The sequence below is a fragment of the Nostoc sp. genome (genome assembly GCF_036917155.1).
Lineage (GTDB): Bacteria > Cyanobacteriota > Cyanobacteriia > Cyanobacteriales > Nostocaceae > Nostoc.
The window spans coordinates 19,088-40,452 of record NZ_JBALDZ010000014.1; the positions used below are offsets into that span (position 1 = coordinate 19,088).

Here is a 21,365-nt window from a genome sequence, read left to right on the forward strand (position 1 = left end):
GAGAACATGCCGCACACAATTGTTACAGAAGTCTGTGAAGGCGTTGCTGACTGCGTAGATGCCTGTCCAGTAGCTTGTATTCATGATGGCCCAGGTAAAAATGCCAAGGGAACTGATTGGTACTGGATTGACTTTGCCACTTGCATCGACTGTGGTATATGTCTCCAAGTTTGCCCAGTAGAAGGGGCGATTCTTGCAGAAGAACGACCAGAGTTGCAAAAAACCCCACAATAGTCCATAGTCAACAGTCAATAGTTATGTTTGACTGTTGACCAATGACAAATGACCAATGACCAATGACAAATGACTATTTACTAGATGTTCAAAATGTTCACGCTGGATACATCAAAGATGTAGATATCCTGCAAGGTGTGAATTTTCAGGTTGCACCAGGGGAATTGGTGACAGTGATTGGCCCCAACGGTGCGGGGAAATCTACTTTAGCAAAAGCAATTTTTGGGCTTTTGATTCCCCACACAGGCACAATTACCTTCAAAGGTGAAAATATCGTGGGGCTAAAGTCCAATCAAATTGTCCAACGAGGAATGTGCTACGTACCACAAATCGCCAATGTCTTCCCCTCCCTCAGTGTTGAAGAGAACTTGGAGATGGGTGCTTTTGTGCTTAATGTTCCCCTGAAGCCAATTAAAGATAAAATATTTACCATGTTCCCCAGACTAAGCGATCGCCGTCGTCAACGCGCTGGTACTCTCTCTGGAGGAGAGCGTCAGATGTTAGCGATGGGCAAAGCTTTGATGTTGGAACCTGGTTTGCTGATTTTAGATGAACCATCTGCTGCTTTGTCGCCGATTTTGGTGACACAAGTGTTTGAGCAGATTAAACAAATTAATCAGGCTGGTACTGCGATCGTATTAGTAGAACAAAATGCCCGTAAGGCTTTAGAGATGGCTAATCGTGGATATGTATTAGAGTCGGGACGTGATGCGATCTCCGGCCCTGGTGAAGAATTGTTGAATGACCCGAAAGTGGGTGAGCTATATCTGGGAGCGGGTAAGAGACATTAATTCTTTTTAATCACTCTTGCCCCATTCAACATAACACCAGTTTAATATAGGAGCTTCACTAGGCGATAGCGATGCCTAGCTTAGGCTGTGCCTACGCTATTCTATAACTAATATAAATCCTGCCACTGCCGCGACCGTCGTTTTCGATGCTCAAAGAATTCTCCCCAATAATCCTTGCGTTTCTAATCACATCTACAGCTAGTCAAAAGACAAAACAGGACATTCATTCAGAAAAAATTGACCAAAACGTAAATTACTCCCATTTGCCAAAACCCTCATTAGCAATTTGTAATTATGTTGAGTGCTTTTGGCAATTTGGCATCCAAAATTTTTTTGTTGCAGTTTTAATTGATATATCAGCAGGGTTACAGGGACATTGAGAAAATTCTACAAGGGATTAATTCCCATCTCAAAATCCCACCCAATGGCCAGTTGTTGACGCTGACGCTCTCCGAACCACCTTAAGGTGGATGCAGCGCCAACGTCACCGCTTCACTACAACTGGCTAGAAATCAAACAGAAAACACATAGTACAAATGGACTTATACCATTTCAGGAAATACCTGATATGGATGTAGGGGCCTACAGCCGATTCATTCTGTTGTAAATATTTTTGGCGGAGATATTAACATACCCAAGCGATCGCTACCATTTATTTAATCTGTAATTGTCTTAATTTATTATTTGCTGATAGTAGTAATTCTTGAGCTTTCAAATAGGTTGTTGTGCCATTTTGTACCTTTTCTAATTGATGAATAATACTTTGCAATTGGCTCAATACACGATTGCGCTCCCCATCATGAGCATCCGTAGGAATTGAAGCCAACAAGCTTTCGATTTCTCGTTGCGCTGCCTCCAAAGCCTCCACGGCATCTGTCTCGGCTTGCCGTCTAACCTTAACTTGACCTAAATTAGCCTCATAAATTGCTAATAACTTCTGTGCCTCGGTATAACCTGCTACATCTTTTGAAGGAATTTCCTTCAACCGTTCAATTGCCTCTATCCACAAATTTTCTATCTGTCGCCATTCAGTAACAGTGTGCGGCGGATTTTGACCAGCTTTAGCAGCTTGCCAAGAAAATTGTCGCGCTGCGGTGATTAAGGCACTGATGCGATCGTTCCCCGCTGCCAATCCAACAACTTCCTGAAACTCACGCTTATAATTATCTAGTTGATTTTGTATAGTTTTTCCTGCCAGAGTTTGACCAGGAATCTGCTCAAATTGATTCAGGGCCGTTTGCCAAGCAGCGATTGCAGTCTGTTTATCAATTGCTGTTGTCGCCCGTTCATATTGCTGTTTTGCATTCAAGAAGGTCTGCATATTATCGGTAAGTAACGACTGAGCATTCTTTTCTTGAAAAACCTGAGCTTCTAGCTGCCCAACTTTACTCCGAAATGCATTAAAACCATAGATACTGAATCGCGAGTCATACCACCAATATCTATACTGTGGCCAATCGTTGACAAAGGAAGTTGGTAACTGATCTAAATGTTTTTGTGTTTCTTGTAGCTTCTGTTCTCCCAAAGCCAAATCAGCGGGACTGGTAGCTTTTTCAATCAATTGTTCAGCTTGCTCAACTGATACCAACGCCTGCCGATAGTGATTATCCATGCTGATGTAGCTGGGTAGCAACAAAAAAGGTGCATGGAGCATCACCGGACGGCGAATCACTGGGTAAGGCTGGTTCGCCACCCAAATTACACCACTGGGAATGCCTATAAGTATTGCTATCCAAATAAGTCTATTACCTATACCCCGCTTGGCTTTACGATGTAGTTGCTGAGGGGATATTTTGAGAACCCGCCTCTCTAACTCCATTTCATGCTCTAATTCAGCAAGGTTTTTAGGGGTTGATGATGTCGCAGGTTGCTTTTGCACTAAAGGTTGTGAACTGGGAGCAGACGGAATTATCCCAGAGCTATTTGGAGCATTTTTACGTAGTAAATTCCAGTTTATTTTGTTTAAAAAAGCCATATCTATAGCCAGTACTCTGTTAAGTATTCCCAAAAATACAGGAAATACAAACAATAGAGGGTTTTACCCGCATTTCTCACAAGCTCCCCTGCTCCCTTCGCGGGTGAAGTAATGAGTAATGAGTAATGAGTAAAGAATCTTACTTATTACTTATTACTCATTACTTATTTAATTAATGAGATGTGGTGAGAAATCCAGGTTTAGCTTTTGACAGAAATTATACTTTTTCGTCACTAGATGATGATGTATTAGAAAAACTATCCTATTTCTGGCTAACCCTAGCTTTCAATTTGACAAATAATATGGAATTTACTTGACGCATATAACAGTCAATCTGTATGGTAGATAGGTTTTAAAATCTGCTCTAACGTGAAGATTAAATGACTCTTAAATCGTGTAATAAGGTACTCCTACATCTTGCTTAAGTCTGATATCTTCTTGGGAACAGCTTTGTTGTTGTCAGGTAGATTGATGAGTCGAATTAATGGATTTTTAGGGCGGCGTGATTTCTTAAAATTCGCCAGTGTGGTAGGTATTGCAGCTACTAGTTTTGGTGATAGCTTTTGGAATTCAGAGCAAACTGCTGTTGCTGATATTCACCCAGTTAACCCTAATCAAATCAGTCCAGATGAAGCCGTCAGACGCTTGCTGGATGGTAATCAAAGATTTATTCAGCAAAAACGTCAATATCCCGATCAATCACTAGAACGTCTACGATTAGTTGCTAAAGCTCAGTATCCCTTTGCGGCTATATTGGGCTGTGCAGATTCTAGAGTACCTGCGGAAATCGTCTTCGATCAAGGGCTTGGAGATTTATTTGTCGTGCGAGTTGCTGGTAATGTCGTCAGTGACACGGTAATAGGTAGTCTGGAATATTCTACAGCAGTATTAGGTTCGCAGTTGATTGTGGTTTTGGGTCATCGAAGATGCGGTGCAGTAGCAGAAGCAATCAAAAACGAACCACTTCCTGGCAGAATTGGTTTAATTATTGAGGGCATCAAACCATCTGTAGAAAGGGTAAAGTTCAGCACAGGTGATAATATGCAGGATGTGGTTATAGCCAATATTCAGTATCAAACTGAAAAATTGCAAGAAAGCTCAACTATTTTAGCTGAATTTCTCCGTGACGGTAAACTAAAAATTGTTGGTGCTTGTTACGATATTGACACTGGTAAAGTCAACATTATTACTTGAATATCTCACAGCTTTTAAGATTTTCATAATTTTATAAAAAATCTTAGTATAAAATTATTTTTATTGATAATCTTGGAAATTAATTAAATTCATTGCTTGATTTATAAGTTTATATTGGTTCTTTAGCTGGTAATCTTGCCATGATTGACACCTCGCATCAAGCAATTGCTCCAGAAACTCAAGTCTGGCAATGGATAATGCGAGTGCTTGGATTGATTGCCACTGTTGCTGTGACTGTGTATGTCACAAAAATTGCTCAGAAAGAATTAGTTCAAAGTGTGGCAATAGAAGAAATAACAATTCATGAAAAAACTAACAATAATTCAGATATTTAAAAGTATTGATACCAGAAACTTGCAGAATTTTTTTAGCTTCAGTGTATTAATATTACTGATATTGGCGACTGCTTTTTCGTTAAACACAGACCCAGCTTTGGCACAAGAATCTGCAAATCTAAATTTTTTCAATCCCCAAGCAATTTTAAAAGATGCTTTGCACTGGATTGATAGCCTGGGTGCGGTGGGAGCCATAGCTTTTATTGGTTTTTATGTTATTGCTACCGTTGCTTTTTTCCCTGGTTCTATTCTTACCTTAGGATCTGGTGTAATTTTTGGTGCCGTTTGGGGTTCTCTCTACGTGTTTATTGGTGCAACTCTTGGTGCTACCGCTGCTTTTCTTGTGGGACGTTATTTAGCAAGAAGTTGGGTTGCTCAGAAAATCGCAGATAACAAAAAATTTGCCGCCATTGACCAAGCGGTTAGTAAAGAAGGATTAAAAATTGTCCTGTTAACGCGACTTTCCCCCATATTTCCTTTCAATTTGCTGAACTATGCCTTTGGCATTACAGGAGTTTCACTTCCAGATTACTTTATCGGCTCCTTGGGTATGATTCCTGGAACCATCATGTATGTTTATATTGGTTCCCTTGCAGGTAATCTTGCCATGATTGGTACTGAAGCTCAACCTAGCAACCCTACTTTACAATGGGCAATTCGCATTTTTGGTTTGATTGCAACAGTCACCGTGACGGTTTATGTAACCCGCATTGCACGCAAAGCTTTAGAAGAGGAATTGTAGAGGTGGACAGCTCCCTTATATCCTGTCTTCTGCCTCCTATTGTAAATTATTGGTTGCTGAAACGTTTATACACGAAAGCTGCAATTGTATCTGTCAATTCCCAAACGGACAAAACAATTCAAAGGCTGTATTCCTTATTAAACAAGCATAAAAAATAAAAGACTGAGCCGCCTAAATTGATTGGGATTCTTAATTTTAAAAGAGGTTTTGCCAATGACCAATTCAGATTTAGAAAGAGTCACAATTCGCCCAGTAGATGAGTATAATCAAAAGTTGCTGTCTTACGTCCATCCACCAAATTGGGTTAATCCTCAACCCACCGATGTTTACGATTTGGTAGTAATTGGTGCTGGTACGGCGGGATTAGTGGTGGCGGCGGGTGCAGCAGGTCTGGATTTGGGTTTAAAGGTGGCGTTGATTGAAAAGCATCTCATGGGTGGGGATTGCTTAAATGTTGGTTGCGTACCATCTAAAACTATTATTCGTTCTGCTCGCGTCGTTGGCGAAATCTTGAATGCCAAAAACTTAGGAGTTAATATTCCCCAACATAATATTGATGTTGATTTTTCCAAAGTTATGGCAAGGATGCGGCGGGTAAGAGCTGATATCAGCCATAATGACTCGGCGGAGCGGTTTCAAAACTTGGGTGTCGATGTCTTTTTGGGTAGCGGTCGATTTGCGAGTAAAAATACCGTGGAAGTTGGCGACAAAACCCTCAAGTTTAAAAAAGCTGTAATTGCTACTGGTGCAAGAGCTGCACAACTGTCGATTCCGGGAATTGAACAGGCGGGTTATCTGACAAATGAGACGGTTTTTTCCTTGATTCAACGGCCGGAACATTTGGCGGTGATTGGTGGCGGCCCCATTGGTTGCGAATTGGCGCAAGCTTTCCGGCGTTTGGGTTGTGAGGTGGTGCTTTTCCATAGTGGTTCTCATCTTCTCAATAAGGAAGACGCTGAGGCTGCTAAAATTCTCCAAAAGGTTTTGATTAGCGAAGGAATTCGGGTAGTACTGAATTCCAAGTTGGAAGAAGTGGTAACTGTCACCGAGGGAAAACGGCTTTACTTTTCTACCAATGGTCATCGAGATTCGGTGACAGTCGATGAAATTTTAGTCGGTGCGGGGCGATCGCCAAATGTGGAAGGTTTGAATTTAGAATCAGTAGGGGTGGAATACGACAAGCGCCAAGGTGTAAAGGTAAATGATTATCTCCAGACAAGCAATCCTAAAATTTATGCAGCTGGCGATATCTGTATGAACTGGAAGTTTACCCATGCTGCTGATGCAGCAGCGCGGATTGTAATTAAAAATACCCTGTTTTCTCCCTTTGGCTTGGGACGCTCGAAACTCAGTAGTCTGGTGATGCCTTGGGTAACTTATACTGACCCAGAAATTGCTCACGTAGGGTTGTATGAACATGAGGCGCAAAAATTGGGTATTGAGGTGACAACAATTCAGATACCTTTTAGTAGTGTAGACCGAGCGATCGCAGATGATGAAGAGTCAGGATTTCTCAAAATCCACCATAAAAAGGGTTCTGATGAAATTATCGGTGCAACTATTGTTGCCAGTCACGCGGGTGAGATGATCTCAGAGGTGACTACGGCAATTGTAAATAAAATCGGTTTGAGTAAATTAAGCAGTGTAATTCATCCTTATCCCACTCAAGCTGAAGCTATTAAAAAAGCAGCTGACGCTTATCGTCGAACACTCCTGAGATCAAATACAAAAAAATTGTTGGGATTTTTGACAAAGTTATCTTAAGCAAAATCAGTGAACAGTTATGCGACTGTTCACTGATACAGCAGTTTTCAACTAGATGAGGCATAAACCCGCATTTCTCACAAGTTTGAAATGCAGATGGGCAGAGGGGCGGAGGGGCGGAGGGGCGGAGGGGATTGAACTTGGCACATTGAACTCTCCCCTGCTCCCCTGCTCCCCTGCACAGGCTTTGAGCATTGGTGAGAAATCCGGGATAAAGTACAGGATTGAACGCACCCCATCTAAATCAGAGATTATAGATGGGGATTCTTGCGCTATGCAGCCTCTAGACTACGTAGCGTTCCCAGAGTTACTTCCTTCTTTCTACCTCCTGCCTCCTGCCCTCCTTCAGGTCATCACTAAACAGGTCGGAAGCGATCAATCTCGCCTCCGGTCAAGTTTGCATAGTACAAATTGCCATCGGGCCCAGTGGTGATTTGTGTAGGCAGCCCTAGATTAGGTCTATCTGTTTGGGAAGCAAATCGCTTAACTGAGACAACCTTGCCCTGACTATCTAATATCAAAGCATCGATAGTTCCTTGACTGAAATCACCAACAAATAAAGCACCTTGATAGATTGAGGGGAAAGTATTACCTGTGTAAAAATCACCCACGAGGATCGAATTAGAACCAAAATGTTTGTAAGTGTACAGTGGTGCTGTCGCAGCTGTGCCAGGATTGTATAAGTTTTGCGCGGCAGTAGGTAAGGAAGCGTAGGCTGGTTGTTTCAGGCTGACAGTATTACCATTTGCATCAAGGCCACCTTCATAGAATGGCCAGCCAAAGTTAGCTCCTGGTTTTCCGACATTTACCTCTTCCCAAGTAGAGAAGCCAACATCACCAATGTAGGGGGTATTGGTTCTTTTATCAATTGTGAAACGGAAGGGGTTACGCAGACCTAAGTCATAAACTTTGGAACTATTGCTATTGGGGTCGTTGGTTTCGTTGTAGAAAGGATTACTTGATAAGCCTTGACCAGTAATCGGGTCAATCCGCAGAATCTTACCGGACAAATTATTCTTATCCTGGACGCGAATTGCTCGGGGGTCTATCCCATTGTAGGAAGTACCATCTCCTACGCTAACAAACAGAGAACCATCAGTACCAAAGCGCACAGAACCAATTGAGTGAGATTCACTATCATTGGCTATAAAATTCTGGACATTTTGGACTTTATCAAGATTATTGAGATAATCCTGCAAGCTGGTAAAGGGCTTACCAGTAACTTTGTTGATAATTCCTGATGGTGCATAGCCAAGTGAGACATCTGTGCTATTTCCATCTGGATGGCTGATATTCGCCCAAGTACCATTTGTGCCTAGTAGCACAAATTCGCTGCCAGCAATAGCAGTAGTGTAACCAGTGTTGGGATCAGCTGTCACGCGACTTAGCCGTGCAGTACGATTCCCATTCTGGTCAGGATCGTCCAATGTGCTATTGGGATTGTTTTTAGCATTGTTTGGATTGGTTTCTGGTGGATCGTAGGTATACAACAGATAAACATAGTTGTTACCGTTTGGACTTTGACCAAAACCTGGGTTTACGGCAATGCCTAACAGACCGCGATCGCGCGTATCATTTACCTCTCCAGAAATATTGATAAATGGTGTTGCTAATAAAGTGCCGTTTTTCACAACTCGCACTGTCCCATCTTTCTGGGCAACGAACAGGGTATTGCCGTCAGGTGACCAGTCAAAAGCTGTAGGTTGATTCAAACCAGAAGCTACTGTATCTAAAGCAAAGTTACCAGAGTCATTATCAATAATAGTGATAGTTGACTGTGGATTAGTTAGCTGCACTCCAACTGCATTACTGTATCTCAAAGAAAATGTTTCATTTGATTCCCCAACGTTGTCATCAATAATGGGGATAACAATGGTCTTGGTAGTTTGTCCGACTGCAAAACTTAAGGTTCCAGATACAGCCCGGTAGTCAGTTCCAACTTTAGCAGTTCCATCTAGGGTTGTGTAGTCTACACTAGCGACCCCCGTAGCGTTACCTCGTGTAGCTGTCACCGTCGCAGAACCACCACCCTCATTAACTACTGGCTGGGAGAAGTCGATACTAGAGCGATCGTTGTCTTGAATCGTAATTCCGATAGTTCTTTGAACTCCTAGTGTTGCCCCCACTGCCTGATCGATGACAAAACTAAAGGTTTCATCTGGTTCCGGTAAGGAATCGTCAATAATCGGAATAGACACCTGTGTGCTGCTTTGTCCTGGTGCAAAAATAAGCGTTCCGGCGCTTTCCACACCTTCACTTCCGTAGTCAACTCCTGCTGTGGCAGTACCAGCTATAGTTGCATACTTGATTGAAGATGTGCCGCTTAAATCACCATTCCTGAGTAGAGTCACGGTAACACTACCACTGCCCTCATTCACAGTCGCGGAAGATGATCCTAATGTGATAGCGGTCTGAATAGCTGATGAATACAGTTGAGACTGAGGAATAATTTGCTTGGTTTGAGAGGCGCTTGACCAAGCCAGTTGGGAAAGGGCATAGTATTGATTTTCGTAGTATTCAAGTTTAATATCGTACTTCTGACCTGCAACCAGTGCAATTGAGCCAGTGGATTCTGTGGCTGATTGATCGACAAACTGATTGATGATTTGTTGACCATTCACCCACAACCGCACACCATCATCAGCAGTGGTGTAAAAATTGTAAGTTTCGCTGTACTCGGCTTGTACCTGACCTGTCCAACGCGCTGAGAAGGTATCTACACCGATGGATGGATCTGGAGAACCACTACCCCAGTTAAAGTTCACCGTCGCATCTGTGCGGGTTTGCTTCAGGTTGGTGAAGTCGATGTTGTCGTAGTACTGTCCTTGGAGTCCGTTGCCGTTACCAATTATAGGAGATGAAGGTGTAGGAGATGGAGGTGTGCTGGCACTACTATACAGTTGAGACTGAGGAATAATTTGCTTGGTTTGAGAGGCGCTTGACCAAGCCAGTTGGGAAAGGGCATAGTATTGATTTTCGTAGTATTCAAGTTTAATATCGTACTTCTGACCTGCAACCAGTGCAATTGAGCCAGTGGATTCTGTGGCTGATTGATCGACAAACTGATTGATGATTTGTTGACCATTCACCCACAACCGCACACCATCATCAGCAGTGGTGTAAAAATTGTAAGTTTCGCTGTACTCGGCTTGTACCTGACCTGTCCAACGCGCTGAGAAGGTATCTACACCGATGGATGGATCTGGAGAACCACTACCCCAGTTAAAGTTCACCGTCGCATCTGTGCGGGTTTGCTTCAGGTTGGTGAAGTCGATGTTGTCGTAGTACTGTCCTTGGAGTCCGTTGCCGTTACCAATTATAGGAGATGAAGGTGTAGGAGATGGAGGTGTGCTGGCACTACTATACAGTTGAGACTGAGGAATAATTTGCTTGGTTTGAGAGGCGCTTGACCAAGCCAGTTGGGAAAGGGCATAGTATTGATTTTCGTAGTATTCAAGTTTAATATCGTACTTCTGACCTGCAACCAGTGCAATTGAGCCAGTGGATTCTGTGGCTGATTGATCGACAAACTGATTGATGATTTGTTGACCATTCACCCACAACCGCACACCATCATCAGCGGTGGTGTAGAAATTGTAAGTTTCGCTGTACTTGGCTTCTACCTGACCTGTCCAACGCACTGAGAAAGTATCTGCACCGATGGACGGATCTGGAGAACCACTACCCCAGTTAAAGTTCACCGTCGCATCTGTGCGGGTCTGCTTTAGGTTGGTGAAGTCGATGTTGTCGTAGTACTGTCCTGTCAACCCATTTCCCTGGGATAGCACGCTGGCGCTAGCCCGGGAGACAAGACTAGGTGATGGATCTAGAGGAGATGTTGTAGCAGCAGTTTTTGTGGTTGCAGTTGTTGTAGTTGTTAATAGTTGATTGTTTAATTCACTCATTGAGATATATGCCTCACAATAGTTCTAAAACTAATCCCATAATTAATGCTTTGGGATTAGTTTTATGTTTAATGCTTTCAACAAAAAATGTGTATTGAGCATAGCTTAAGTATATTTATAAGAAAATCCTTATCTGCCTATTGATACACTTGTCTATATTGATACTATTTGACTCAACTGTTAATACAAATTATTGATTATGTATATTCTCCTGTGTTCATTTGCTTTACTAATTTGCTGCCTATTTGTATTAACACTAAAATAAAATAGTGTGACGCTAAAATATATCTTCCTATATCTTTACCTATTTTCAGATAAAGAAAATGTAGAAAAACGCGTATAGCAAAGATTAAAAAAGACTATCAAAAGGGCTTATTAGTCCTTACTAATCTCTGTTTTCTTTCGACAAATTTCTGAATTTTGGTGAATTTAATCAAAAATTATAAATTACCATTCTCTAAAGCTTCTAATCTTAATGATGTGCAGGTGCATAAAGTTTGAGACAAAGCAACATTTGATTAAGATAGATACATACTTAATTAGTTAAAAGTAATAATTTTACTTGTTCCACTTAAGTATTATTCTTGGATTAATCAACTACACATTTGACACTATATCTCGGTATTATGTCTATCTTTTTTGTGAATTTTTGTTTAAAAATTTACATTAGTATGTCCTTTTTTAAAGGAATATCAAAGTTTTGATGATCTTTAAATGAAAATTGCCAACTACAGGATAATCTCATACTTTTTATCCAGATGGTTATTAATTATATGAAAATTGCATAAAGAAAATTTTTTATATTTAAAGATTTTAAAAAGGTATTATTTATATATGCTTCATCTTGACTGTCAATTCATATCTTGGTTACAAGAAACAGCAAAGATATAGTTTACTTTTTAAGTAACTCTGTTGTAGGTAGACTATCCAGCAAATAGCCATGCGATAGCTTCTCTACGAAAGGGCTACGGCAAGAAGATGCTCTGCGATCGCTAGACGAAAGAAATTATCTGCGTCCGAAACCTTTACTGTCGCGTTATATTACAAAAGGTTTCAATTTATTTCAAATTTTAACAATTCAAAAATAAAAATTACAAGTACAACGTTGCCCATTCCCATCTTTCCCCTAGACTAGAGGCAGCAACCTAGTTCAAACTGGCTGAAGAAAGGGGACTTTGACTGAGACAAACAATTTAAACTCTAAGGACTCGTGTTTGATTTTTTAAATATTACGTAGGGTGCTAGAGGCATAACACACCATCTGAAGGCTTTGGTACGTTACGCTACTACACATATTCAGTACAAGTTACTGTAAAAGGGGTTCGGAAATATCGAGGGCTGATGTTGAGTTTCACTATGTACCCCTACGGGGATCTTGCTACCACTCAACCTACAAATGATTAAATTCCATACTCTTTTGTGGTGGACTGTACTTAGTACGATCGCTACTGTTTGGGCTTATTTTCTGTAAGGACGATTAGAAGTAGCGATCGCCCTCTTCACTAATGACCAGTGACCAATGACTAATCCTGGATTTCTCACAAGCGAGAAATTGAGGGGTGTGGGGGGTGTGGGGAGAATGAGGAGGAATTGAGAATGGGCGCTTCATATCGAGCACTTTGTGCAACGCAGCACCTCCCCACCCTATTAGTGAGAAATTCGGGTAATGACTAACTTTTACAATTCTGATTCCGTCTTTGGAGCAATAATTTCGCCAGTACCCAATTCTAGTATCAAGTCCTGTTCAGTAATCAATCCACTGAGTTCTTTCACTTGTAAATTCATTTCTTCACAAGCTTGTCTGAGTTCTTGTGCAAATTTGTTGAGGTCTTGACCATAGCCACATTGATAAGCAGCAGTTTCAATTCCTTGCTTGGCATTTGCTCTAGCACAATCTACTAATTCTGTGCCATGCAGTGGTGTAAGAGATGCCATATACGTAGTTATTATTTCTTAAATGTACGCTGTTAGATAGATTATCAATATTTCAACATTGACTCATCCCTCCAATGGAAGACGAGGAGGGTAGAGTTAAGAATTAATAAGTAAAAACTTATGACTCCAAATTCTAGCAATTTTAATTTTTTGATTTAAAATTTTGGATTAAAAGAAAAATCCAAAATCCAAAATTAAATAATTCCTAGCTATTCTACTTACCCATTGATAACTTCTCCACCATTAACATGTAGCACTTGTCCAGAGATATAAGAAGCATCGTCAGAGGCTAAAAATACGTAGCTGGGAGCAACTTCTTCTGGTTGTCCGGCTCGTTGCATTGGTACTTGCTTTCCAAAATTCTCAACTTTCTCTTCAGGAAAAGTTGAGGGAATTAAAGGTGTCCAAATTGGCCCTGGCGCGACAGCATTAACGCGAATTCCTTTTGACACTAAATTTTGTGATAGGGAACGAGTAAAGGCAACGATCGCACCTTTTGTAGAGGAATAATCTAGGAGATGTGGGCTACCTTTGTAAGCTGTTACCGATGTTGTATTGATAATAGAACTGCCCGCTTGTAAATGCTTGAGTGCAGCTTTAGTCATGAAAAACATCGAGAATATATTAGTGCGGAAAGTTCGCTCTAGTTGTTTTTCGGTGATTTCTTCGATACTTTCTTTCGGATGTTGTTCGGCGGCGTTGTTGACGAGAATATCGAGTTTGCCAAACTCACCAACTATTTGCTGTATGGCTTGCTGACAAAAAGTTTCATCGCCAATATCACCTGCAATGGTTACTGCGCGACGCCCTTGCTGTTCTACCAAATGTTTTGTTTCTTTGGCATCGTCGTGTTCGTTGAGATAAAAGATCGCCACATCTGCACCTTCTTTAGCAAATGCGATCGCAACAGCACGACCAATACCACTATCTCCACCCGTAATCAATGCTACTTTATCTTGTAACTTGCCACTACCCCGATACTGAGCATCATCTGCTTTGGGTTTTGGTATCATTTTTGATTCAGTACCCGGTGCTTCTTGTTGCTGTGGCGGTTGCAATTTTTTCTCTTTTTGCTCTTTTGATTTAGCCATAGTTTTTGTCTTGGTAATTGAATATTGAATTGGGTGCTGTTAATGGGTCATTCTCTCCCATTCACCATTTCAAAACTAAACCTTGAATCGAAAATTCAACCCAAGGTTTAGTTTTTGCTTTGACTCTCACTAGCAATTTGTAATTTTAGGCATTTATATCCTGGATGTTTGCCAAACTTACTTATTTCTAGCAACTGTATGCAGCTTACATGACAATGAAAAATAAGTACACAACTCTGATGTTATGAAAAGCTTATCTTTTCCATCTGCTTTCAAGTTAACCATTATGTTGCTGTAATCTATCGCTCCCTAGAGGTAAAGTAAACTGCAATTAGCTCAACCTTAAGACTGAAAATAAATTAAATAAGTGGTGGCTCTGCGGGTTGCTAGAGTTTGATTTATCCTTGCAGATTTTCTGAAATTTATTGCAAAACTAACTGAATCTTGACACGACAACTCTACATCTTCCAAAAGCTTGCGTGGTGCGCTACATTGAGATCATTAGAGGGCAGGGGTTATTTATGGCAACACTAAATATTTCCGAGTTAGAACAGGTTGAAAAGTTTCGCCACTTACAATTAACCCTGCGCGATCGCTGGAAAACTAGCGAGCTATTTGATAATAGTGAAGCAGACATTTTAATTATTCCCTCCATCAGTCTTGACCAGCGCGAACTCCAAAAGATCGAAGGCTGCGAACATTATGAAGAAAGATTACTATTTTCCTTAATTCGATTGCGGAATCCCCGAACTCGGCTGATTTATATAACATCAGTACCGTTGCATCCGAGTATCATTGATTATTATCTGCAACTGTTGCCAGGAATTCCCTTTTCTCATGCTCGCAATCGCTTGCTGTTACTTTCTACTTACGATTCTTCCCTTAAGCCTCTCAGCCAAAAGATTTTAGAACGCCCCCGCTTACTAGAGCGGATTCATCAATCTTTGAGGCTAGACAAATCATTTATGATCTGCTACAACTCTTCGCACTGGGAAGGCGAATTGTCTTTAAAATTAGGTGTACCACTGTATGCTGCTGCACCAGATTTACAGATTTGGGGGACAAAAAGTGGTAGTCGGCAAATCTTCGCCCAAAGTGGAGTACCACATCCAGATGGCAGCGAAAAAGTTTGGAACCACACGAGTTTGACAAAGGCTACCGTTGATTTGTGGGAACGACAACCGACATTACAACGGGTAGTAGTAAAACTCAACGAAGGTATTTCTGGAGAGGGAAACGCCTTGCTGGATCTTAGACCGATTGAGAATTTAGCACCAAGAAAAGCTACTCATGCTGAAAGGATAGCAGCAATTAGCGATCGCTTCTCAACAATGCGCTTTCAAGCAAAACAAGAGACTTGGGATAATTTTTCGGGGAGAATCCCGGAATTAGGGGCAATTTCTGAAGCATTTGTAGAAGGAAAAATTAAGCGATCGCCCAGCGTCCAAGGACGGATCACACCCACAGGTGAAGTAGAAATCCTTTCAACCCACGACCAAATTCTCGGAGGACCAGATGGTCAGATTTATCTTGGTTGTCGCTTTCCCGCTGATGAAAGATATCGATTGCAATTACAGCAATTGGGACTACAAGTTGGCAGAAAGTTAGCAGAGAAAGGCACTTTAGAGCGATTTGGTGTAGATTTTATCGCCGTTGACAAGGGTAACGGAGAGTGGGATATTCAGGCGATCGAAATCAACCTACGTAAAGGCGGTACAACTCATCCATTCATGACCCTGAAATTATTAACGAACGGACGCTATGACCTTTCCACAGGTTTATTTTATAGTCAGCAAGGTCGTCCCAAATACTACATTGCTACTGACAACCTGCAAAAAGAACGCTATCAGGGATTATTACCCAATGATTTGATGGATATCATTGCTCACCACAGACTGCACTTTGACAGCGGTACAGAAACGGGCACAGTGTTTCATCTTATGGGTTGCCTTTCGCAGTTTGGCAAGTTGGGATTAACCAGCATTGGTGATTCCCCGCAACAAGCACAAGACATCTATAACAAAGTTATCAAAGTTCTAGATGAAGAAACCCGTAGCGAAAATCATGATTTTTCCGCGTTTTCAGATTATTCCTTTCCCGTGGTTTGGGATGAATTGTAGTTAAGGATTGGGGACTGGGCAAGAAATTTCTTTAAAGCCTCTCTCCGGGACCTTAGCGTAGCTTGTTTCTCAGTTCGCGTAGAGTACCGAGGGAAGGAGTACTCTTTCCTTCAGTACATCCTGATATATGTTGGGTTGCGCTCCGCTCCGCTCCACCCAACCTACGTCTAATCCCGCATTTCTCACAAGGAGAGAAGGGATTGAACTTGGCAGATTGAACTCTCCCCTGCTCCCCTCACGGGCGAAGTAATAAGTAATAAGTAAGATTCATTACTCATTACTCATTACTTATTTAATTATTGAGATGTGGTGAGAAATCCGGGTAATGCACTATTTTAAGCTTTCATACCCTACGTGTATTTTAACAATCAGGAGTGCTATATACAATCAAGCTGCGTAACAGCTTATGAGCAAGATGCTTAAATTACTAATGCTTGCAATTAGACATAAAATCATAAAATAAACTTTACCTCTTATAAGGCTTTTTAATAGTAGTTTTTATCTTCAAAAAATCTAGTCTAATAGAAAATTTTTCTACAAATTAATACTCAAAAGCTGTTGCTTTTTAAAGCCGCCTCCAGCTATAAATAAAGTGAAATATTTAGATAAAAGACTTTCAGTTATTTATCTAGTGATGCGATATTTAGGACTATAGAATAGAGATATGCAAAATACAGATATAATTGTCATTGGTAGCGGTATTGGTGGTTTGAGTTGTGCTGCTCTTTTGGCACGGTATGGCTTTAATGTAATAGTCTGCGAAAGCCACTCTATCCCTGGTGGCGCCGCCCATAGCTTTGAGCGCAACGGTTTCAAATTTGACTCTGGCCCATCCCTCTACTCTGGACTTTCTTACAGCCCCTCTGCCAACCCTTTGAGACAAGTGCTAGATGCCATTGGTTCTGAACTACCATGCGTAACCTACGATACTTGGGGTTGTTGTCTACCAGAAGGTGATTTTGACACGTCAGTTGGTGCCGAACAATTTTGTGAAGTACTGATGAAATTCCGTGGTCATAATGCTGTAACTGAATGGCAGAAACTCCAACGTGTGATGGAACCATTTGCTAGTGCAGCAACTTCCATACCACCAGTGGCATTACGCTTTGATCTTGGTGCAGCTAGAACTGTCGGCCCCTTTGCCCCATCTTTGGTAAAACATCTGGCAGATATTATCAAGTTGACGGGCCCCTTCAGCCGGATTATGGATGGTGTTGTTAAAGACCCATTTACTCGAAACTGGCTCAATTTGCTATGCTTTTTGCTTTCTGGATTGTCCGCAGATGGTACTAGTGCCGCAGAGGTAGCATTTATGTTTGCTGATTGGTATCGACCAGATGCAGTACTTGAATATCCCATTGGTGGTAGTGGTGCTTTAGTTGACACCCTTGTACAAGGGCTAGAGCGTCACGGAGGGAAGCTGATATTGGGCGCTCATGTGGAGCAAGTGCTGGTAGAAGGCGATCGCGCCGTGGGTGTGCGTCTGCGCGATCGCCAAGAAATTCGGGCAAATAGGGCAGTGATTTCTAATGCTTCGGTTTGGGACACACTGAAGCTACTACCAGAAAAGGCAATACCCAAACAGTACTGCACAAAACGACAGGCAACGCCTGAGTGTGATAGCTTTATGCATCTACATCTAGGCATTGATGCTCAAGGATTACAGTCAAATTTGCGGTGTCATTACATCGTCGTTAATAACTGGGAATTGGGCGTGAGCGCACCTCAAAATGTTGTAGTAATATCAATCCCGTCAATTCTCGATCCATCCCTAGCACCACCAGGTAAACATGTGATTCATGTGTATACTCCTGGTAATGAGCCGTATGCTATCTGGCAGGGAATGGATAGAAGAAAGCAGGAATATGCCGAACAAAAGCGATCGCGTGCAGAATTAATGTGGCAAGCTTTAGAACGGATCATTCCAGATATTCGCTCTCGTTGCGAAGTCACACTTATTGGTACACCTCTAACCCATGAACGTTTTCTGCGCCGTCATCAAGGTTCCTACGGCCCAGCAATTCCGGCTGGTTCTGGCATGTTTCCTGGCCCTGGCACACCTCTAGCAGGACTGATGTGCTGTGGAGATTCGACATTTCCCGGTATTGGTTTACCAGCAGTCGCCGCCAGTGGAATGATTGCTGCCAATACCCTTGCACCTGTTCATAAGCATTTGGCTATGCTTCAGGATATCAAGTATATTTAATTTTTCTAGCATGAAATCGCTCAATTGTACCTGAGAGCCGAGTAAAGCCGTCCTCATCATTGAAGGTAAAGTGGTGATTAATGGTGGATCTGGCAATGAAAACCTTGTTGGCGGATTTGGCAACGATGCACATCTGAATAAATCCAAAATTACTAATCCTTACTCAGGCTCGATCGCACCGCCCAGGCATGAGAAAATCAGATAATACAATCGCAATACAAGCGATGAGCCAGGGAAGGAAAAAAGATGTCGGAGAATTTGAGAAGCCAAATTGTGACGCAAGGGGTGCAGCGATCGCCCAATCGGGCTATGCTGCGGGCAGTTGGTTTTAAAGATGAAGATTTCAACAAAGCCATTGTAGGCATTGCCAATGGCTACAGTACGATTACTCCCTGTAATATGGGGATAAATCAACTGGCGCTCAGAGCAGAGGTTGGGATTAAAACCGCCGGGGCCATGCCGCAAATTTTCGGCACAATTACCATTAGCGATGGCATTTCGATGGGAACTGAAGGGATGAAATATTCCCTAGTGTCGCGAGAAGTCATTGCCGATTCCATTGAAACCGTCTGTACTGGACAAAGTATGGATGGTGTACTAGCGATTGGCGGTTGTGATAAAAATATGCCAGGGGCAATGCTGGCGATCGCACGGATCAATATCCCTGCGATCTTTGTTTATGGTGGTACCATTAAACCTGGTCACTACAACGGACGCGATTTAACTGTTGTCAGTTCTTTTGAAGCTGTTGGCCAATACAGTGCTGGAAAAATTGACGAAAAGGAATTATTAGAAGTTGAAGTTAGGGCTTGTCCTGGCGCTGGTTCTTGTGGGGGAATGTTCACAGCTAACACCATGTCTTCAGCATTTGAAGCCCTGGGGATGAGTTTACCCTATTCTTCGACAATGGCGGCGGAAGATGCTGAAAAAGCCGATAGCGCTGAGAAATCAGCCTTTGTATTAGTCGAAGCGATCCGCAAACAAATCTTGCCTCGCCAAATTATCACCCGCAAATCTCTAGAGAATGCCATTTCTGTAGTCATGGCGGTGGGTGGTTCGACCAATGCAGTGTTGCATTTATTAGCGATCGCTCGTGCCGCTGATGTAGAGTTAACCATAGACGACTTTGAAACTATCCGTGGTCGTGTTCCCGTTTTGTGTGATTTAAAACCAAGTGGTAAATATGTCGCCACAGATTTACACAAAGCTGGTGGTATTCCCCAAGTAATGAAGATGCTACTCGTGCATGATTTATTACATGGTGATAGTCTTACCATTAGCGGTCAAACAATTACAGAGATATTAGCAGACATCCCAGCAGAACCATCGGCCAATCAAGATGTGATTCGTCCTTGGCATAACCCAATGTATCCCCAAGGACATTTAGCCGTTCTCAGAGGTAATTTGGCAACAGAAGGGGCTGTCGCCAAAATTACCGGGGTGAAAAAACCAGTGATTACCGGACCTGCACGAGTGTTTGAATCGGAAGAAGCTTCTTTAGATGCAATTTTAGCGGGTAAAATTCAACCTGGTGATATTCTAGTCATCCGCTACGAAGGGCCTAAGGGTGGCCCTGGGATGCGAGAAATGTTAGCTCCCACCTCTGCAATTATCGGTGCTGGTTTGGGTGATGCTGTGGGATTAATTACCGACGGACGTTTTTCTGGCGGTACTTACGGCATGGTGGTTGGTCATGTTGCTCCAGAAGCAGCAGTTGGTGGTGCGATCGCGCTTGTAGAAGAAGGCGATAGTATTACTATCGATGCACCCGCTCGTCTATTGCAATTGAATATATCTGAAGCAGAATTGGCCCGTCGTCGTGCCAATTGGCAACCTCCCGCTGCACGTTACACTAAAGGCGTGTTGGCGAAATATGCCAAATTGGTATCTTCTAGTAGTATTGGTGCTGTGACAGATTTGGACTTGTTTTAATTAACCTGACATAATTTCAACTGCCTACACTATACCGGACGGTACAGTGTAGGCTTATCAATTTATTCAAGGTGTGGATATAGAATATAATGCCCCAGAAATTCTGCGTGTGGGGTGAAATGACTGTGGAAATTATAACTTTAGATTCGGAGCGATCACCCCTGCTTCTACTAATTTCTACTTAAATTTTATGAGCTTTTGTAAAAATATTGAATAAATTTCAGGAAATTTACATAGCGGATATGATGTCAATAGAGAAATCACGACAATATATTTGACAGTCAATTGCCTAAAAACTGAAAAGGTTTTAAAGTCACTGCCAAGGCAAAATGCTGACGGGGTTCTTTACTTTGTAATGAAATTTCTCTTTGTAAAAAGTTTTTGGTATCTTCTTCGCTATTTGGGTCAAAGGTTAAATAACGCACAACTTTAGGATCGCTAGCGTATTGATGAACCGCTGGCCAATCTGATTCTACAAAGTCTCGTAGTATCAGACGTTGGGTTTCTAGTGGTAGATTCATTTGGGAAATTATGCACGTAATTGACTGATACCAATTCTGTATGAAGATGCGCCAAACTATATGAGGAACGTAGACGCAAAGCGGCTTGCCGCAGGCTACCACCATCGCAATACTGCTCGGTTAAGGAATTTCTTCGTTGAGGCAAGCAGGGGGAGCAGGGGGAGAAATGGAGGCAGGGGAAGAGTTTTGCCTCCCCTGCCTCCCCTGCTTCCCCTGCCTCCCCTGCTTATCCGAGCAGTATTGACCACCATCGCGCAGCGTCTCGTTACAGAAGGACGCCAAGGACGCAAAGAAAGAATGATATATACTAGACATCTCCGAAAATGAATGTAGAGACGTAGCAGTGCTACGTCTCTACAAGGACTCTGGATAACGCATATTTAATTTCTGGAGATGTCTACTGACTATCAAGGCAAGCAACATCTATGCTTGTTTAATTGTTCAGTAATCTTTTTGAACGGAGAGGGGGGGATTCGAACCCCCGTTGAGTTTCCCCAAAACGCATTTCGAGTGCGTCACCATGAACCGCTCGGACACCTCTCCAGCTATTTATTCAGACACTTGGGTATCTATATCCAGATTCAAATGCCATGAAGTTAGGGAAATTCTACTAAATTCCC

At 42.1% G+C, this 21,365-nt stretch carries 13 protein-coding genes, 1 tRNA gene and 1 pseudogene; 9 read left to right on the top strand and 6 right to left on the bottom strand.

Annotated features, from left to right (window positions below):
• The first annotated feature begins 6 nt into the window (after positions 1-6).
• Both V7K67_RS01860 and V7K67_RS01865 read left to right on the top strand, forming a co-directional pair.
• Positions 7-234: an indolepyruvate ferredoxin oxidoreductase subunit alpha gene (locus tag V7K67_RS01860; RefSeq protein ID WP_292717925.1), complete on the top strand. Its 228-nt coding sequence runs from the start codon at positions 7-9 to the stop codon at positions 232-234.
• Between the two features lie 62 nt (positions 235-296).
• Positions 297-1,025, top strand: coding sequence for an ABC transporter ATP-binding protein (locus tag V7K67_RS01865; protein ID WP_334706673.1), 729 nt, complete (start codon positions 297-299; stop codon positions 1,023-1,025).
• Positions 1,026-1,677: 652 nt separating this feature from the next.
• Here the strand turns inward: V7K67_RS01865 and V7K67_RS01870 are convergent.
• On the bottom strand, positions 1,678-3,000 hold the full coding sequence (locus tag V7K67_RS01870) for a hypothetical protein (RefSeq protein ID WP_335165038.1): 1,323 nt from the start codon (positions 2,998-3,000) through the stop codon (positions 1,678-1,680).
• 471 nt (positions 3,001-3,471) lie between these two features.
• Here V7K67_RS01870 and V7K67_RS01875 point away from each other — a divergent pair, with 471 nt between their 5' ends.
• The 4 genes from V7K67_RS01875 (at position 3,472) to V7K67_RS01890 (ending at position 7,035) form a co-directional block, all read left to right on the top strand.
• Positions 3,472-4,194, top strand: coding sequence for a carbonic anhydrase (locus V7K67_RS01875; protein WP_334731932.1), 723 nt, complete (start codon positions 3,472-3,474; stop codon positions 4,192-4,194).
• Positions 4,195-4,334: 140 nt separating this feature from the next.
• Positions 4,335-4,529, top strand: a complete 195-nt coding sequence (locus tag V7K67_RS01880; protein WP_334731933.1) for a hypothetical protein — start codon at positions 4,335-4,337, stop codon at positions 4,527-4,529.
• The gene (locus tag V7K67_RS01885) at positions 4,498-5,271 is read left to right on the top strand and encodes a TVP38/TMEM64 family protein (RefSeq protein WP_334731934.1); all 774 of its coding nucleotides are present in this window, start codon (positions 4,498-4,500) and stop codon (positions 5,269-5,271) included. Before V7K67_RS01880 ends, V7K67_RS01885 begins: the two co-directional genes overlap by 32 nt.
• A 213-nt stretch (positions 5,272-5,484) precedes the next feature.
• Positions 5,485-7,035: a mercuric reductase gene (locus tag V7K67_RS01890; RefSeq protein ID WP_334731935.1), complete on the top strand. Its 1,551-nt coding sequence runs from the start codon at positions 5,485-5,487 to the stop codon at positions 7,033-7,035.
• 356 nt (positions 7,036-7,391) lie between these two features.
• Here the strand turns inward: V7K67_RS01890 and V7K67_RS01895 are convergent, their stop codons facing one another.
• From V7K67_RS01895 to V7K67_RS01905, 3 genes are all read right to left on the bottom strand, one after another.
• Positions 7,392-10,940 carry a PA14 domain-containing protein gene (locus V7K67_RS01895; protein WP_334731936.1) on the bottom strand — a complete coding sequence of 1,183 codons (3,549 nt, stop codon included), beginning with the start codon at positions 10,938-10,940 and terminating at the stop codon, positions 7,392-7,394.
• 1,677 nt (positions 10,941-12,617) lie between these two features.
• A complete protein-coding gene (locus V7K67_RS01900; RefSeq protein WP_334711192.1) occupies positions 12,618-12,875 on the bottom strand; it encodes a hypothetical protein in 258 nt (85 codons plus the stop codon).
• 218 nt (positions 12,876-13,093) lie between these two features.
• Entirely contained in the window at positions 13,094-13,966 is an 873-nt protein-coding gene (locus V7K67_RS01905; protein ID WP_334731937.1) for an SDR family oxidoreductase, read from the bottom strand.
• 521 nt (positions 13,967-14,487) lie between these two features.
• On the opposite strand from V7K67_RS01905, the gene V7K67_RS01910 reads away from it, so the two are divergent.
• The 3 genes from V7K67_RS01910 to ilvD all read left to right on the top strand — a co-directional run bounded on the left by V7K67_RS01910 (position 14,488) and on the right by ilvD (position 20,224).
• Complete coding sequence (locus V7K67_RS01910) at positions 14,488-16,086, top strand: peptide ligase PGM1-related protein (RefSeq protein WP_334711190.1); 1,599 nt, start codon at positions 14,488-14,490, stop codon at positions 16,084-16,086.
• A gap of 664 nt (positions 16,087-16,750) precedes the next feature.
• Positions 16,751-18,292 (top strand): phytoene desaturase family protein, encoded by a 1,542-nt coding sequence (locus tag V7K67_RS01915; protein WP_334731938.1) that lies wholly within the window; start codon positions 16,751-16,753, stop codon positions 18,290-18,292.
• A gap of 246 nt (positions 18,293-18,538) precedes the next feature.
• On the top strand, positions 18,539-20,224 hold the full coding sequence (gene ilvD, locus V7K67_RS01920) for a dihydroxy-acid dehydratase (RefSeq protein ID WP_334731940.1): 1,686 nt from the start codon (positions 18,539-18,541) through the stop codon (positions 20,222-20,224).
• Positions 20,225-20,529: 305 nt separating this feature from the next.
• Here the strand turns inward: ilvD and V7K67_RS01925 are convergent.
• Both V7K67_RS01925 and V7K67_RS01930 read right to left on the bottom strand, forming a co-directional pair.
• Positions 20,530-20,745 (bottom strand): annotated as a pseudogene (locus V7K67_RS01925) (GNAT family N-acetyltransferase); the annotation flags it as partial.
• Between the two features lie 458 nt (positions 20,746-21,203).
• Positions 21,204-21,288 (bottom strand) — tRNA-Ser (locus V7K67_RS01930).
• Positions 21,289-21,365 lie beyond the last annotated feature (77 nt).

What these genes read in the sequence shown, in the direction of transcription:
- V7K67_RS01860 (WP_292717925.1), top strand. Translation starts at nt 7, where the DNA reads ATGCCGCACACAATTGTTACAGAAGTCTGTGAAGGCGTTGCTGACTGC.
- V7K67_RS01865 (WP_334706673.1), top strand. Translation starts at nt 297, where the DNA reads ATGACAAATGACTATTTACTAGATGTTCAAAATGTTCACGCTGGATAC.
- V7K67_RS01870 (WP_335165038.1), bottom strand. Translation starts at nt 3,000, where the DNA reads ATGGCTTTTTTAAACAAAATAAACTGGAATTTACTACGTAAAAATGCT.
- V7K67_RS01875 (WP_334731932.1), top strand. Translation starts at nt 3,472, where the DNA reads ATGAGTCGAATTAATGGATTTTTAGGGCGGCGTGATTTCTTAAAATTC.
- V7K67_RS01880 (WP_334731933.1), top strand. Translation starts at nt 4,335, where the DNA reads ATGATTGACACCTCGCATCAAGCAATTGCTCCAGAAACTCAAGTCTGG.
- V7K67_RS01885 (WP_334731934.1), top strand. Translation starts at nt 4,498, where the DNA reads ATGAAAAAACTAACAATAATTCAGATATTTAAAAGTATTGATACCAGA.
- V7K67_RS01890 (WP_334731935.1), top strand. Translation starts at nt 5,485, where the DNA reads ATGACCAATTCAGATTTAGAAAGAGTCACAATTCGCCCAGTAGATGAG.
- V7K67_RS01895 (WP_334731936.1), bottom strand. Translation starts at nt 10,940, where the DNA reads ATGAGTGAATTAAACAATCAACTATTAACAACTACAACAACTGCAACC.
- V7K67_RS01900 (WP_334711192.1), bottom strand. Translation starts at nt 12,875, where the DNA reads ATGGCATCTCTTACACCACTGCATGGCACAGAATTAGTAGATTGTGCT.
- V7K67_RS01905 (WP_334731937.1), bottom strand. Translation starts at nt 13,966, where the DNA reads ATGGCTAAATCAAAAGAGCAAAAAGAGAAAAAATTGCAACCGCCACAG.
- V7K67_RS01910 (WP_334711190.1), top strand. Translation starts at nt 14,488, where the DNA reads ATGGCAACACTAAATATTTCCGAGTTAGAACAGGTTGAAAAGTTTCGC.
- V7K67_RS01915 (WP_334731938.1), top strand. Translation starts at nt 16,751, where the DNA reads ATGCAAAATACAGATATAATTGTCATTGGTAGCGGTATTGGTGGTTTG.
- ilvD (WP_334731940.1), top strand. Translation starts at nt 18,539, where the DNA reads ATGTCGGAGAATTTGAGAAGCCAAATTGTGACGCAAGGGGTGCAGCGA.